General features: G+C 62.1%; 12 protein-coding genes. 2 read left to right on the forward strand and 10 right to left on the reverse strand.

Features of this window, described 5'->3' with window-relative positions:
• Positions 1-78: 78 nt before the first annotated feature.
• The 4 genes from AC5WNJ_RS13550 to AC5WNJ_RS13565 all read right to left on the reverse strand — a co-directional run bounded on the left by AC5WNJ_RS13550 (position 79) and on the right by AC5WNJ_RS13565 (position 4,739).
• Positions 79-2,166 carry a transglutaminase TgpA family protein gene (locus AC5WNJ_RS13550; protein WP_495929947.1) on the reverse strand — a complete coding sequence of 696 codons (2,088 nt, stop codon included), beginning with the start codon at positions 2,164-2,166 and terminating at the stop codon, positions 79-81.
• The gene (locus AC5WNJ_RS13555) at positions 2,163-3,182 is read right to left on the reverse strand and encodes a DUF58 domain-containing protein (protein ID WP_495929948.1); all 1,020 of its coding nucleotides are present in this window, start codon (positions 3,180-3,182) and stop codon (positions 2,163-2,165) included. The genes AC5WNJ_RS13550 and AC5WNJ_RS13555 overlap by 4 nt, the downstream gene beginning before the upstream one ends.
• Entirely contained in the window at positions 3,179-4,108 is a 930-nt protein-coding gene (locus AC5WNJ_RS13560; RefSeq protein WP_495929949.1) for an AAA family ATPase, read from the reverse strand. The genes AC5WNJ_RS13555 and AC5WNJ_RS13560 overlap by 4 nt, the downstream gene beginning before the upstream one ends.
• Positions 4,109-4,226: 118 nt before the next feature.
• On the reverse strand, positions 4,227-4,739 hold the full coding sequence (locus tag AC5WNJ_RS13565) for an NUDIX hydrolase (RefSeq protein WP_495929950.1): 513 nt from the start codon (positions 4,737-4,739) through the stop codon (positions 4,227-4,229).
• Between the two features lie 311 nt (positions 4,740-5,050).
• On the opposite strand from AC5WNJ_RS13565, the gene AC5WNJ_RS13570 reads away from it, so the two are divergent.
• Complete coding sequence (locus tag AC5WNJ_RS13570; RefSeq protein WP_495929951.1) at positions 5,051-5,602, forward strand: copper chaperone PCu(A)C; 552 nt, start codon at positions 5,051-5,053, stop codon at positions 5,600-5,602.
• Between the two features lie 148 nt (positions 5,603-5,750).
• Here the strand turns inward: AC5WNJ_RS13570 and AC5WNJ_RS13575 are convergent, their stop codons facing one another.
• Complete coding sequence (locus tag AC5WNJ_RS13575; RefSeq protein WP_495931056.1) at positions 5,751-6,362, reverse strand: LysE family translocator; 612 nt, start codon at positions 6,360-6,362, stop codon at positions 5,751-5,753.
• Between the two features lie 936 nt (positions 6,363-7,298).
• On the opposite strand from AC5WNJ_RS13575, the gene AC5WNJ_RS13580 reads away from it, so the two are divergent.
• Positions 7,299-7,544, forward strand: a complete 246-nt coding sequence (locus AC5WNJ_RS13580; protein ID WP_495929952.1) for a hypothetical protein — start codon at positions 7,299-7,301, stop codon at positions 7,542-7,544.
• 490 nt (positions 7,545-8,034) lie between these two features.
• On the opposite strand, the gene AC5WNJ_RS13585 is transcribed toward AC5WNJ_RS13580, so the two are convergent.
• From AC5WNJ_RS13585 to AC5WNJ_RS13605, 5 genes are read right to left on the reverse strand one after another with little or no spacing between them, the layout of a single operon-like run.
• On the reverse strand, positions 8,035-8,256 hold the full coding sequence (locus AC5WNJ_RS13585) for a hypothetical protein (protein ID WP_200019372.1): 222 nt from the start codon (positions 8,254-8,256) through the stop codon (positions 8,035-8,037).
• A 39-nt stretch (positions 8,257-8,295) separates the two neighbouring features.
• The gene (locus AC5WNJ_RS13590; protein WP_200019371.1) at positions 8,296-10,167 is read right to left on the reverse strand and encodes a hypothetical protein; all 1,872 of its coding nucleotides are present in this window, start codon (positions 10,165-10,167) and stop codon (positions 8,296-8,298) included.
• Between the two features lies 1 nt (position 10,168).
• On the reverse strand, positions 10,169-10,570 hold the full coding sequence (locus AC5WNJ_RS13595) for a hypothetical protein (RefSeq protein WP_495929953.1): 402 nt from the start codon (positions 10,568-10,570) through the stop codon (positions 10,169-10,171).
• Positions 10,567-12,252, reverse strand: coding sequence for a LamG-like jellyroll fold domain-containing protein (locus AC5WNJ_RS13600; protein WP_495929954.1), 1,686 nt, complete (start codon positions 12,250-12,252; stop codon positions 10,567-10,569). Before AC5WNJ_RS13600 ends, AC5WNJ_RS13595 begins: the two co-directional genes overlap by 4 nt.
• Positions 12,253-13,410 (reverse strand): hypothetical protein, encoded by a 1,158-nt coding sequence (locus tag AC5WNJ_RS13605; protein WP_495929956.1) that lies wholly within the window; start codon positions 13,408-13,410, stop codon positions 12,253-12,255.
• Positions 13,411-13,464 lie beyond the last annotated feature (54 nt).

A 13,464-nucleotide genomic window follows, 5' to 3' on the forward strand; every position in this document is an offset into this window, starting at 1 on the left:
GCCATGATGATTAGATGTCTAATCACAAAAAACCTCTATCAATCAGTTACTCACACTCATGAAGGTCGTCGTTGCGCTTCAGCGAATCTTGCGAGACTGAACAGACCACTGCCGCCGGATACTACGCAAGGGCGGTGATTGATCATGAGATCTCGCTAATACCGTAGCATCGTTGTAGAGCCATTGTTCAATCAGATCTGCCAAATGTAACAATACTTTTACATTCTGCGGCTGCTGCTGAGCAATACGACGCAAGTGGCTGCCGGGCGCCTCGCCCACGTGAGGGCCATGGCCCGTACGCTCCAGCCGCTTCACCAACCTGCGGTAGGCCCGCACACCTGCGTGCGCTGACACCTCACGGCCAGACAACAACACCAGTGCCACGCCTGCCAGCACCACACTGGCCAGCAGCCCGAGCACACCCCAGACAAGCCACTCCCAGCGGAAGTCACCAAACAGTCGCTTCCAGAGATTTCGCTGCTCGTCGAGACGGAACCCCACCACGCTACGTTGCCAGCGGTATTCGAAACGCTCCCACTGCCGCCTCAGATCACTGAGCAATGAATTATTCAGCGTGAAGGCACGCAAGCCAGCATCGGCCATGAAGCCCGGCTGCCCCTGCAGGCTCAGCGCCCCCTGCGAGATTCGCTCGGGAGCCACCGCCGCGGTGGGATCAAATCGATGCCAGCGGCCGGCATAGAACACCTCGACCCAGGCATGGGCGTCATACTGGCGAATGCTCAATTCCTGCGGCCCACCGATGCCATCGCCTTGTGCCTCGCCGCCCAGATACCCCGCAACCATCCGCGCTGGCAACCCGGCAGCACGCGCCAGAAAAACGCTGGTAGAGGCGTAATGCGTGCAATAGCCCCGCAAGCTGTCGAACAGGAAATCATCGACACGGCTGAGCCCCTCGAGACGCGGTGGCGTCAAGGTGTAGTGGAAAGGCTGGCGATTGAAATACTGGAAAAGGCGTTGCAGGAAGATCTGCGGATCTCCTCCCGACTCCCGCATCAGATCGCGAGCGAACTCACGGGCACGCGGATTGCCATCATCGGGCAATAGCTGATCAAGGCGCTGCATCCATTGCGGAGCCGTTGTCGGTGGCGCACCGGAGGAAGACATCTCCAGCAGCTCGCGGGTATTGAGTGACGCCAGCCCCTCAAGGGTGCCGTCGATCAGGTACCGGACCTCGCGACTGGTCGTCAGTGGCGTGCCGAGGCTCGGCCGCCAAGGGCGCGGGTCCGGCTCCAGCAGCAGCTCATAGCGATGACGCGCGACTTCCCCCTCCCTACGCGTCCCGCGCTGAACGTAGCGCTCGGCTGGCCCGCCCAGCGCCTCCTGAAGACGCTCCGGCGTGGCGCGCGACCAGCGCACGCCATCAAACAGGCTCAGGGTATACACACGCCAGTAGCGCTGGGAGGCCGCAGGCAGTCCGGTGTCGAAACGCGCCCGAAACGCCAGGGCATCACTGCGACCCAGAGCGGCGATATCACCGGGAGAGACACTGTCGGTAAGCCCCGTGGTGGCCTCGTTGAGCTGCGGCACGTTCCATAGCGGCGGCAAGCGGGGAAAGAGCACGAACAAGCCCAGCATCAGCGGCAGGGACAGCCCCATCAGCCAGGCCGTCTCCCGCATGGCCTCGCGACGTTCGCGTGCACCGGCGATCAACACCAGCCCGCCGACCAGCCACGCCGCGGCCATGACCGAGGCCGCCGCCATCAAGGGCCCCTGGTCATGCAGGAAGGCCGCCGCCAGCACCACGAAACCCAGCCCGCAGACCACGCGACCATCGCGCAGGCTGTCCGTCTCCAGCAGCTTGAGCAGATAGATGCCGACCAGCAGGCCGATCATTGCCTCCAGGCGCAGCATCTGGCCGTATTCGAGAAACAGGCCCGCCGCGACCATGGCCACCGCCGCCAGCCGCAACAGGATGCCAGCGCGCGGAACTCGCGCCCGGAGTTGCTGAAAGCGCCACAACGCCGCCAGCAAGGCCGGCAGGGCAAGCCATACCGGCATCCACAGCACATGCAGCGCCAGCACCAGACACTGGCCGATGAACAGGTGGCGCAGCTCCAGCCAGCCCAATGCCTGATCAGGCGTCAGCGGTTTGCGCTGCCACCAGTGTCGTCTGGCACCAGAGGAGCTGGCTTTCGACAAGGTCATACGCCGCCCTCCTGGCTCAAGGGACGACTCGCGCCGGCTCGCTCGGCGGCCTCACTGGCCGCGAGCTGGGCGGACCATGGCAACCTTCCCTCGCCGCCGAACAGCGTCAATGCCTCAAGCACTCGACGGCGATGCGCCCCACCACTGGCGATGGCCAATGTCTGGCCCGGCAGCCGCAGACCATAGGTCGCCTGGGCGCCTTCCGCCTCCAGCACGCGTGCCGTGAGCTCCGAGAGCCGCTGCTCCATGTCGCCACGACAGGCCTCGTAATCCAGCCACAGCGAGGGACGCGCAGGCGTCTCGAAGCGCTTGGTGACCAGCTCGCCGCTGCGCCCCCAGTGCTTCCAGGCGATATGCGCTGGCGCATCACCCGGTACATAGCGGCGCAGTCCGGCGAAATCGCCCTGCTCTATCTGCTCGAGCGTGCGACGACTGCCCTGCGGGGTGGAGGGAAGCTCTGGCTGTGGATAGACGAGGACCGGCGTGTCGATCGCGACCCAGGCCCACAGGCGTACCAGTCCCAACGGCCAGCGCGACTCCAGCGTCAGCGTCGGCAATGAGAACTGGCCACGCTGAAAGGCAGCCAGCTCCAGCGGCGCACTGCCTTCGCCGTCATGGATCTCGAGTCGCTGGCGCGCCTCTCCCAGCCGAACATCGATGGCATGCGAGCGAGCCCGACCGGTGAGGCGCACCATGACGCGCAACGTATTGCCCGCAAACGCCTCGCCATCGGCGATCAGCTGCACTCGCACGCCCGCCAGATTGCGCCAGCTGCGAAAGATGCTGACCACTGCCACGGCGAACAGCCAGAAGGACAGACCATGCGCCAGCGAGTTCTCGTAATTGATCCCCAACAGCAGCAGCAGAATCACCAGCACTGCCCAGAACAGCCCGAAGGGCGTCGGCAAGATCATCAAGCGCGCGTGATGAAGCGCCTCACCTCCGCCAGTCGACATCTTGCGCAGCATGCGGGCTTTCACGCGCGTCCATGCCCCGGGCTTCGCCATCTGGGTCATGCAGGCACCACCGCCACCTGCCCGAGCAGATGGCGCGCCACGGCCTCACCTTCGACAACACTGCCTTCACTGAGGCGGTGCCCCACAACGGGCGCCCAGACCGCTTGCACATCCTCCGGCAGCACATAGTCACGTCCTGCCAGCAGTGCCCAGCCACGCGCAGCACTGGCCAGCGCCAGCACCCCGCGCGTCGAGAGACCATAGGCCACTTCAGGCGAGCTGCGCGTCGCCGCCACCAGCGCCTGCAGATAATCCAGCAGCGGGTCAGACAGACGCACACGGTCCACGGCGGCCTGCCACTCCTTGAGCACCGAGACGGGCAACAAGGGTCGCAGCGCCTCGATATGCTGACGCCCGGCATTGCCCTTGAGAATCTCGCGCTCGGCTGCGGGTTCCGGGTAGCCCAATGACAGCCGCATCAGGAAGCGGTCCAGCTGGGACTCCGGCAGCGGGAAGGTGCCGGATTGCTGAAGCGGATTCTGGGTCGCGATCACGAAGAACGGTTCTGGCAGGCGACGGGTCTCGCCCTCCACCGTGACCTGACGCTCCTCCATCGCCTCCAGCAACGCGCTCTGCGTCTTGGGCGTGGCACGGTTGATCTCGTCCGCCAGCACCAGCGAGTGGAACACCGGGCCGGGGTGGAAGCGGAAGTTGCCCTCACGCGGATCAAATACCGACACGCCCAGAATGTCTGCCGGCAATAGATCGCTGGTGAACTGCACCCGCTGCATGTCCGCTCCGATCAGACGCGCCAGCCCCTGGGCGAGGGTCGTCTTGCCCAGCCCGGGCAAATCCTCGACCAGGACATGACCACGACACAGCAGACAACAGAGCGCCAGACGGATCTGGCGCGGCTTGCCCGCCAGCACCGCCGACAATGCGGCTTCCACCTCTTCCAGCTGCTGTGGCAATACCTTGGCATTCATGCAAAGACTCCAGAACAAAGTGAGGAGGAGGAGATGCGGCCATCACGATGGGCAGCACACGCCAGATGACGCAGGGCCAGCGGCGTTGCTGCCCAGGCTCGACAAGGAAAAGCGAAGATCATCGGCCCAGGCTCTCACTCAGAAAGCCTTCACTAATCAGGCGCTCAAGGGCCATACGGCTATCAGGGGTTGAAGGATGCAACGCAAGCGCATCAGCAGGCGTGACCCAGAAGGCATCTGCCACTTCTTCAGCCTGCAGCGTCAGCGGGCCATCGTAATGCACCAGATACGCACTGCCGAAGACATGGTTGGTCGCGTCTGTGTAGCAGAAATCGAAACAATGCTTGAGCGGTGCACCGCGCACGCCAATCTCTTCCTCCAGCTCGCGACGGGCAGCCACCTGCACGGCCTCACCGGCCCCGACAACCCCCCCGCTGGCAAGATCGAAATAGCCGGGGAACACTTCCTTGCTCAGGGTACGCTTCTGGATGCACAGCTCACCGCGGCCATTGAGCACGAAGGCATAGGTCGCACGGTGCCAATAGCGGTAGCGTCGCATCAAGCGACGCGGTGCCGTGCCACAAGGGCGATTCTGCGCATCGACCAGCTGAATGATTTCGTCCTGGATCACCGTTCCCTGTTCCTTGCCTGTCCTTGAATCACTTCGATAGTCACCCGCGACGACCAACACCGCCGAATGGCATCGACCAATGCGTCCCACGGTAGCAGAATGCGACGAAGCTGCCTTCAACTGCGGCCCGGACACCTGCCTTCACCCCCTGGCAACAGGTGACGCTCGCATTCGTGCAAATCACCTAAAACAGAACTCTCTGCAATAGCCTCTACACTAGAGGCCATCGACGTCAGAAAACACCACACTGGCATCATGGACCGCTCCCATGGTCATTCTCTTTACACACCCAGACAGGAGATGCGCACAGCATGAGGCAACCTCGCCAGGGACATGGCGCGCCGCGACGCGCCGGAAAGATATCGGCTGGCCTGACCGCCCTTCGCACCATCGCCACCACCGCCAGCAGATGGCTGGCGTCGCTGGCCCTGCTCTCCCTTGCCACGGTTCACGCCACTGCGCAGGAGCCCCTGTCCGCCGCTCCCCATGTCGAGCAAGCCTTTGCGCTACCGACGCCACCGGGTGCCACGACCGGGGCCGCCTACCTGACACTCTCGATCGCAAAGGGCGATGCCGTGCTGACAGGCGCCAGCACGCCGATGGCCGCCACGGTCGAATTGCACAGCATGCAAGTCACGCAAGAGCGCATGCAGATGCACAGAATCGAGCAACTGGCGATTTCCTCTGACGCGCCGCTGACGATGACTCCCGGTGGCGGCCCCCACCTGATGCTGATCGGGCTGACGCAGCCACTCACTGCGGGCGACAGGCTGCCGCTGACGCTGCATTTCCTGGCGAGACCTGACACGAGCCTTGAGATCTCGATCAAGGACTACGCCGAGATGATGTCGCTCAGTGAGTAACGCCATCGGTGCATACGCCTCTATCGACAAACACCTCTATCGACAAACGCCTCAACCCGCAAAACGCGCATGTAAAACGGCCCTGACACAAGGTGCCAGGGCCGTTTTCTCAAGAAGCGCCAGATCCTCACCGGGCTGACAGGCTGTCTCAAAGCCCCCAGACCACCCGCAACGCCAGCCCCAGCAACACCACGCCCGTCAGTCGATTGACCCACATCGCGCGCGCCTGCAACCAGGGCAGCACCCGCGAGTGCGACAGCACCAGTGCCACCAGCACATACCAGAGCCCGTCGATGCCCATGGCCGTCACGACGACCAGCCACTTGCCCATCTCGCTCATCTCCGGCGTGATCAACTGACTGAGCAGCGCCACGAAGAACAGGATCAACTTGGGGTTGGCCAGCGCCACCATGAAGCCATCGCGTATCGCCATGGAACGGGACGTCGTGACGGCCTGCGCCTCCAGCGCTCCACCGCGACCCGCCCGCAGTGCCTTGAACCCCAACCAGGCCAGATAGGCTGCCCCCAGCAGCATGATCGCCTGGAAGACGTCCGGATAATGAACGATCAAGGCGCCGAGCCCCCAGGCAGTCAGCGCGGCATACAACCCGACTCCCAGCGCATGACTGATACCGGCGGCGACCCCCGCACTCCTGCCGCCGTCCAGGGTATGGCGCAGCACCATCGCCAGACTCGGTCCGGGCGACATCGCCCCCATCGCGCATAGCGCAACCAGTGACAACCACAGATTCAGCGGCATCCAATGCATGAAGGTCATTCCATGTTCCAGTCAATTGGTGAAAGCGACACAGCGCCGGCCTCGGACATACACCTGGGGGGATCACCTGACAGTAGCCCGGCGCTCGCGATGGGCCCGCACTCCCCATCCAGCGCTGTTCAAGGGATGAGATCATCGGACACATACGACTCCCACCAAGTCTTCAGGCAGACGCAGTCGAGTGTATCAAGCGCCGTGCTGATGCGGCAGCAGGCCATATGGACGACCTGAACATGCCCCTCACGATGGGGATCACACGAGCAGGAGAGTCCACCCTCGAAGGCGGCCATCGTGCATGGATTTATATGAGAAAATAATAAAGTACAAAAATTTACACATTTGAAAACTTGTGCAACAAATCAGGAGTTGTACAAGTTTGAGATAACCAGTAACGTCTCTACCGCTGCTCAGGAAGAGCGGCAGGTTCAGCGTAGTGACAGGCCAAGTGCACAGGAAGTGCAGCCAGGGACAGGCCCTGTCAAAGGATGACGCGCAGGCTTGGGGACTTCGCTCCCGGCCAGGAAGATTCGTAAGCCTGAGCGGGTAGGTTTACGAATCTTCATGACTGGCAGCCTGCGAGCTCAGGGAAAGAGATCACTACGCTGAATGACACCGAATTCAGTCAGTTTCTGAAAGGTGTCCAAGATTTTTCGGGTCAGCAGCGCCCGATCGCTGCTCAGGAAGAGCGGCAGGTTCAGCGTAGTGACGGGCCAAGTGCACAGGAAGTGCAGCCAGGGACAGGCCCTGTCAGAGGATGACACGCAAGCATGGGAAGCTTCACTCCCTGGCCAGCAAGATCCACGAGCCTAAGAGATTGGTTCATGGGCACTCATGACTGGCAGGCTTGCGCACTCAAGGAAAGAGACCGCTACGCTGCACCTAACCGAATTCAGTCGAAGGCTGAGAGGGAGAGGAGACATGGAAGGGAAAGCGAAAGCCGCACTGTGTTGTCCGGCATGCTCCGGCCTGAAGATGGAGTATCAGTACCACACTCCATCAGCCGACCACCTGGTGCACTGCCAGGATTGCCATGAATACGTCGGCAAGTGGTTCACCCTGCGCCAGGAACTCGCGATCCAGAACACCCGCATCGCGCTCCTCGATCCCTCCCTCGCCAGCAACAGCCTCTATCGACGCGTAACGAGCATTCCACATCAGGCCTAAGTCGCCGTTTGGATGCACGAGACACAGGAAAGCCCCGACATTCGATCGGGGCTTTCCTGTGTCTGGCCCCCTGCCGTCACGTACAGCGCACAGACAAGCAGCAGCTATCGCTATCGCCAGCGCCAAGACAGGCGAGGCGTGATGAGATTAGGAAAAGCTGGTATTCGGGGCAGAGACTGAGCGAGCGAAGAACCACAAGGAAGATGAATCGGTGGGAGCCAGAAACGCAAAAAGCCGCTCGAAAGCGACTTTTTCAATTCTGGTGCCGGTGGTCGGACTCGAACCGACACGCCTATTAAGCGGCGGATTTTGAATCCGTTTTTGGCATTTCGTGGACTGCGCTGGCAGCGGGTCTTTCGAGATATTTCAGACACTTAGCACATTCCATGTGCCACATGACGGACGTTATCTGGTCGCAGTCTGCGACCAAACTGCGACCACGCTGGAATGGTCGCAGTTTGAACGCGACCATATTGCGTGTGAATTTTCCTCACACCTCGATCATCACCACCGGCAAGCTCGGTGCCTCGCCGATGATCTGATCCCCCTCCACGTAGACCATGCTGCCAACCTCGGCAACGCCCTGGCAGGTACGCACCCCACCGCCGACAAGATCCACGCGCACACGCGAGCCACTGATGCTGATCACTTCTCCCACCTGTCGTGGGGTGGTGGGCATCAGGGCCAGCAGCCGCTTATACGGATTGGCCATCATTCTCTCCTGTTGTCATTTGATCCCCACCCCCATTCCTCACAGATGGAAGCGCTGCAGTTCGATTGACTGGCGCACACTCAGGGCGCGCCCCTGCAGGCTGGCGCGTACGCTTACGCCACGGGACATACCCTGCCAGCCATCGCACTCGATCAGCTGTCCCGGCAATACCAGCCCACCCAACGAGGCGCTCAGTGGCATCTCGATGCTTTCCGTGGACTGTCGCAGCGTGGCAGCAAGTTCTGCGATACCACGCGATTGTGCGGGAGCCTGCTCGGTAATGAGACTATCCACCACTGTCGGGGCAAGCTCATCCCCTGCTGTACCGCGCCGGATGATCTGCGCCTGAATGCCCCCGGTATCGCCGTGGAGCCAGACACCATTGCGAGCATCACCGGGCTGCTGATCACTCCCCATCTGGGTGATGATGTCACGCGGGATCACCAGCCCCGCCTCTGTCTCTTCCCATTCCCATGGGGCAGTGGGATAGCGCGGCGCCACGATCAGCGTCTGGCTCTGCTGGTGCGCCTGCACATAGCCACCGGCCGCCTCGGCAATGCGAGAGATGGCATCGATGGGTGCAAGGCTGTCATAGCGCCAGGCACCGGCAGGCACCAGCCAATCAGCCAGCTGCCAGTCCAGCGTCCAGCCAGTGGGCAGCTCGGCCTGTGCCAGCTGCGAGGCAGTAGCTTGGCTATCTTCGGTGTAGCTTCGCGCCGTGGCGTAGGGCGAGCCGAGATAGGCCGCCAGCGATCGACCGCTGATGGTGATGCTGTGGCTCTGCCAGCTTTCGGAGCGCCGCCAGCCGTCCACGATGCAATGCCATGCCTCACCATTGATCTCGGCGGCAACCTCCACTGGCTCGCCATCGACCCCTTCCACCAGTGACTGAGCATCTCGCCCGGCAAGCCCTGCCGAGAAGGACCATGCCCAGCTGTCGGTGTCGATGCTGAGGGACATCTGGGTCGCGGGAATCTCACGCCCGTCAGACAGGCGAATCAGGCGGGCGGTGTTCTGCACGATGTACAGCCTCCGGACAGGAATGGTCGGGGTGGTGGGGATGTCACAGGTCAGGCCAAAGCGCAGCACCCACGGGGCGCTGGGCATGGTGTGGCAGAACTGCAGCAGGGTGCTGCCCTCTACCGGCTCCAGATCGGGTGGCTCAGTCGGGCCCGGGGGCAGATCGATACCAGGTGGCGGTTGACGCGCCTGCTCCCAGGGCACCCGCCAGTCCTCACCGGTGGTACGGCCTTGCTGGAAGGGAGAGTGCACCACCACGCCATCGAGGGTGCGGGCTTCTTCATAGCGGGAGCGACGGGTCGCATCAGCGCGCGGCGGGTGCTGGTAACCACTCGAGCGAGCCGTGGCAATGCCCTGCCCTTGCTCCCATACCGGCCGTGATGCGCGGCGGACACGCGGCAGCTGCAACCACTGGCTGCCACTGAGAGTGCCCAGAATGCGCTCGGTCTGCTCCCAGCGCGCGCCACTGGCGGCATCAGTGCGAGGGCGTGACGCCCAATCGCCCGACTGCCCTGCCGAGAGAGATAGCGCCTGCTCAAACCCTGATCGCGTCGCATGCAGGCTACGAAGTGGAGGTTCCCACCCGCTCCGGCCTTGCGCCTCTACCCGCGCGGCATTCTCGAACCGTGACCCCGCCTGTTCGGCAGGACCACGATAGGCATTGATGTCCCGAGTCATGGCGACATCGATAACCGCCGGTGCGCCCAGCGTGGCGACGACCTCGATCAGCAGCCCTTGACTGAGCGTGGCATCCAGCTCTGGGGGCGGCAGCGTAGTATCTACTGCCAACGTGATCCGCTCTTCACCTTTGCCACCGCTGAAATCCAACACCAGCTGAAGGGCATCGCCTGCCAACGGCTGCCCAGTGAAACGCAGATCGATTGGAGTCACATCAGGCCTCGGCGAAAATGATTCGACTGATTCGGGTAATGATGCCGCGATAAATCGTCGTCGAGCTGATGGTCACGTCAGCGCCTGATCCCTCGATGCCGACATCCAGATCCATCACCCAGCCACCCTCGCCATCCACCAATCGCGCCCAGGTGGCTTCGCCGTCGTCGTCGGCCATGACTTCCTCGAAACCGGCCCCTGTCAGCACTCCGCTCGAGATGTCAGCCGCGAAGGGTTGGGGCACCTCCAGCGTGGCCAGCGCCACCTGATCGGTAACGGCAGCACCAGGTGATGGGCGAGTGCCTGAGTACACAACGAAAGATGCCGGCGACTCGCCGGCATCGATAGCGGTGGCAATGGCTGCCAGCCGCGCATTCTTCACTGCTGTCGAGAATTGGATCACGGGCTGTCCTCCAGCTCAGGATGCACGTTGTCAGATACCACCGCGTTCTGCTGCAGGGTGTGATCGAACGCCATCACAAAGAAGGCGCGACGCGGGTCGAGGTCCGTAAGTCGGTATTTGCCATCGGCATCACTCCACGTCTCGCGCACGATGCGGCCAGTGGCGCGCTCATGCACCCGCACCCGCCGGCTGACGGGCTGCGCCTGGATGTCCAGAACGGTGCCTGCAATGACGCCCATGCGCGTCGGATCAGAGACGCCGCCAGTCGGCGTGCCATTGGCACCACTGCCATCGACTTGATCGAGGTGCGACATGCCTTCCCCTGCCGTTGCCTCCACCATCTGATCGCTCATGCCTCTGCTATCAATCGCGGACGGATTGGGCACCGGCACGGTGGCGGTGGTATACCCTTGGGGCTTGGGGCGAGTGAGTGGGCGCATCGACTGCTTGGGCATCCTGGCCTCTGCCAGCATGCCGAAACGGGCCGTCAGCGCCAGTACCTCACTCTCAGTCAACAGCCGGTCATAGGACGTGAACGCTCCAATAGCGCCAATAAATCCATCACTGCCGGTGTCGGGGTTTGCGCCTATGGCAACTTGCGTGGCCTCAGAGTCGGAATGGCCAAACGCCGCATTGCTCTCTGACAGCACCCCATCTTCATAAATACTGACAACACCATCACCCACCAGCAGCACCAGAAAATGAGATTTTCCATCGCGCTTCAGCCGGTGATTGAGATAGGTATTACGATTTGCCCCAGCCCCCACCTCATAGAAGGTATACAGGCGCGCAGACACATCAATGCGCCACGAATAGTAGTTACTGGCCACATCCTCGCCAGGGCTGCCCAGCGTGACCAAGTTGGAAAAGTTGTCGTGACCGATAGAATCCATGCGATAGAGCATGGCAATGGTGTGGTTTTTGGTCTTGATCATGGCGGGGCTACTGTCACTTCGCAGCATGGCCTCACCATCAAACACCATGGCAGGCACGCCGCCTAGGGTGGTAGGTGTTGCCCCGATGATCTCAGCATCAATGCCCCCGACCTGATCGACCACCTTGCCCCCGGCCACGATGCTCATGTCATACGCCGCGATCTCCCCGCCAATCCCGCCGACTGCCCAGCTAGGGCGGAAGTCACGTACCGCAAGACTCATCGCTGCTTGGTCTTGCTCGGGCCTGGTCAACGCCTGGTCATACCCTCGAACATCGACCACGCGCAGGTCAGCCGCAGTGGCCTGAGAGATGGTCAGAGTTTCGAGTGGCATGGCAGCCGCCGGCCTCTCGATGCCTTCTCGCCCATCCAGTGCCACGCCGATACTTGCCCCGTCATGCGTGATAAAAACGGTGTGATAGTAGCCAGGGTAAAATCCCTGGGCCTGCACGCGCTCGCCGGATACGACAAGCCAGAGGCCATCAGCATCTGTCTCCAGCACGATGCCGCTGTCACCCAGGACAAGGCTAGTGCCGCCCCCTGCTGACAGCATCCAGACCTCGAGCGTCCAGGGTGCCACCAGCCCCATCGGAAATGAGGCGCTAGCACCAGGCACGGCCAGATCAAGCTCTTTGGTCGCCTCGAGCATCTGACTCGGCGTCCAGTCACCCAGCGACTGCTGAGCGGCAGAGTCGCCCAGCTCATCCACTAGATCACCCTCTAGCGGGTAATGGTTTGTGAGTGCCATTTATACCTCCTGCCAGCGATCAAGCCGCCAGGCCATCAACGTCTCCTTGCCGGCATTCCCGCGACTGGCCGCCAGGCGAAACATGACGGGCACATCATCCATCTGGGGCAGATTGTCCACCACCGCTTTGTCGTACCCTGCCCCCGTGTGAAGCGGTTGCAGCATCCCTGGCATCGAGCCGCGCACGCCGCCTGACTCAATGACCAGCATCTCGCCCTGCGCCACATAGAAGCCATTATCCTGCGGATTTGGGTAACTGATCAGGCTGCCGATGCGATCCCCGACACCCTCCAGCGTCCAGCCCACCGCACCAGGCAGCTGATGCCAGGCACGCGCGATACTCATCTCGACAGTCGAGCCAAAGTAGGGAAGCGCGCTATACGTCTCGTAAGTGTCTGAGGTTGAGGACCAGGTGCCATCCTGCAGCCCCGCGACCACACAATGATATGCATCGCCTGGGCGTACCGTCTTAATGTCACCCCAGACGAATACCCCGTGCTTACCTTGGCCGCCATAGCGGTTGAGGTAGAACATCGTCAGACCATCCCCCAACAATGCCCAATCGCGCGTCGTCTCCTTTGCGGAATAGGGCCATTGCCGTGACGCGGCCACGGTATACGTGTCGATGTCGATCATCTCTTCAATGAGACTGACACGCGCCTGGCGGCCACTGTTACTGCTATGCCCTCCCCAGGTGCCATTCTCCACCATCAGCATCACCTCGGTGGCACGCTCGCTGGTACGCTTGAACACTGCGCGATGATTGTCAGCATCCTCTGCTGCGATCTCCCAGCCGCCCACGGGTGCCGTCTTGATCTCGATCAGCTCGCCGGTCGCCTCATTGGCAGCGGGCGCGGTATCGAGCGCGAAGCGCACCCAGTCGCTGCCGATGGCGGTCACGCGATGCTCGCCATTGTAGCCAGCCTGGTCTGCCCCGCTGATGGCGACCACCTGCCATTTGAGATAGCCGTGGCCACTGCCCACGCTCGCGGTGGCTTGCTGGGTGGCGCTGTCATACGTCAGCGAGGCGATGGGCTTGGTGTTGAAACCGGTCACAAGGCAGGCTTTCAGCAGCTCGATCAGCGCACCATATTGGTCGCCATTCTCGGGGCTGGATCCCATGTCACTGCTGAACCACTTCACCGGAAAATCGGCCATCGTAATGACTCCTGAAACGAATTCGCCCGGCAGGTGCCGGGCGTAGAGAATGAA

It is taken from the genome of Cobetia sp. PDI-23MA, from assembly GCF_059507735.1.

What these genes read in the sequence shown, in the direction of transcription:
- AC5WNJ_RS13600 (WP_495929954.1), bottom strand. Translation starts at nt 12,252, where the DNA reads ATGGCACTCACAAACCATTACCCGCTAGAGGGTGATCTAGTGGATGAG.
- AC5WNJ_RS13570 (WP_495929951.1), top strand. Translation starts at nt 5,051, where the DNA reads ATGAGGCAACCTCGCCAGGGACATGGCGCGCCGCGACGCGCCGGAAAG.
- AC5WNJ_RS13550 (WP_495929947.1), bottom strand. Translation starts at nt 2,166, where the DNA reads ATGACCTTGTCGAAAGCCAGCTCCTCTGGTGCCAGACGACACTGGTGG.
- AC5WNJ_RS13555 (WP_495929948.1), bottom strand. Translation starts at nt 3,182, where the DNA reads ATGACCCAGATGGCGAAGCCCGGGGCATGGACGCGCGTGAAAGCCCGC.
- AC5WNJ_RS13605 (WP_495929956.1), bottom strand. Translation starts at nt 13,410, where the DNA reads ATGGCCGATTTTCCGGTGAAGTGGTTCAGCAGTGACATGGGATCCAGC.
- AC5WNJ_RS13585 (WP_200019372.1), bottom strand. Translation starts at nt 8,256, where the DNA reads ATGGCCAATCCGTATAAGCGGCTGCTGGCCCTGATGCCCACCACCCCA.
- AC5WNJ_RS13575 (WP_495931056.1), bottom strand. Translation starts at nt 6,362, where the DNA reads ATGCCGCTGAATCTGTGGTTGTCACTGGTTGCGCTATGCGCGATGGGG.
- AC5WNJ_RS13580 (WP_495929952.1), top strand. Translation starts at nt 7,299, where the DNA reads ATGGAAGGGAAAGCGAAAGCCGCACTGTGTTGTCCGGCATGCTCCGGC.
- AC5WNJ_RS13560 (WP_495929949.1), bottom strand. Translation starts at nt 4,108, where the DNA reads ATGAATGCCAAGGTATTGCCACAGCAGCTGGAAGAGGTGGAAGCCGCA.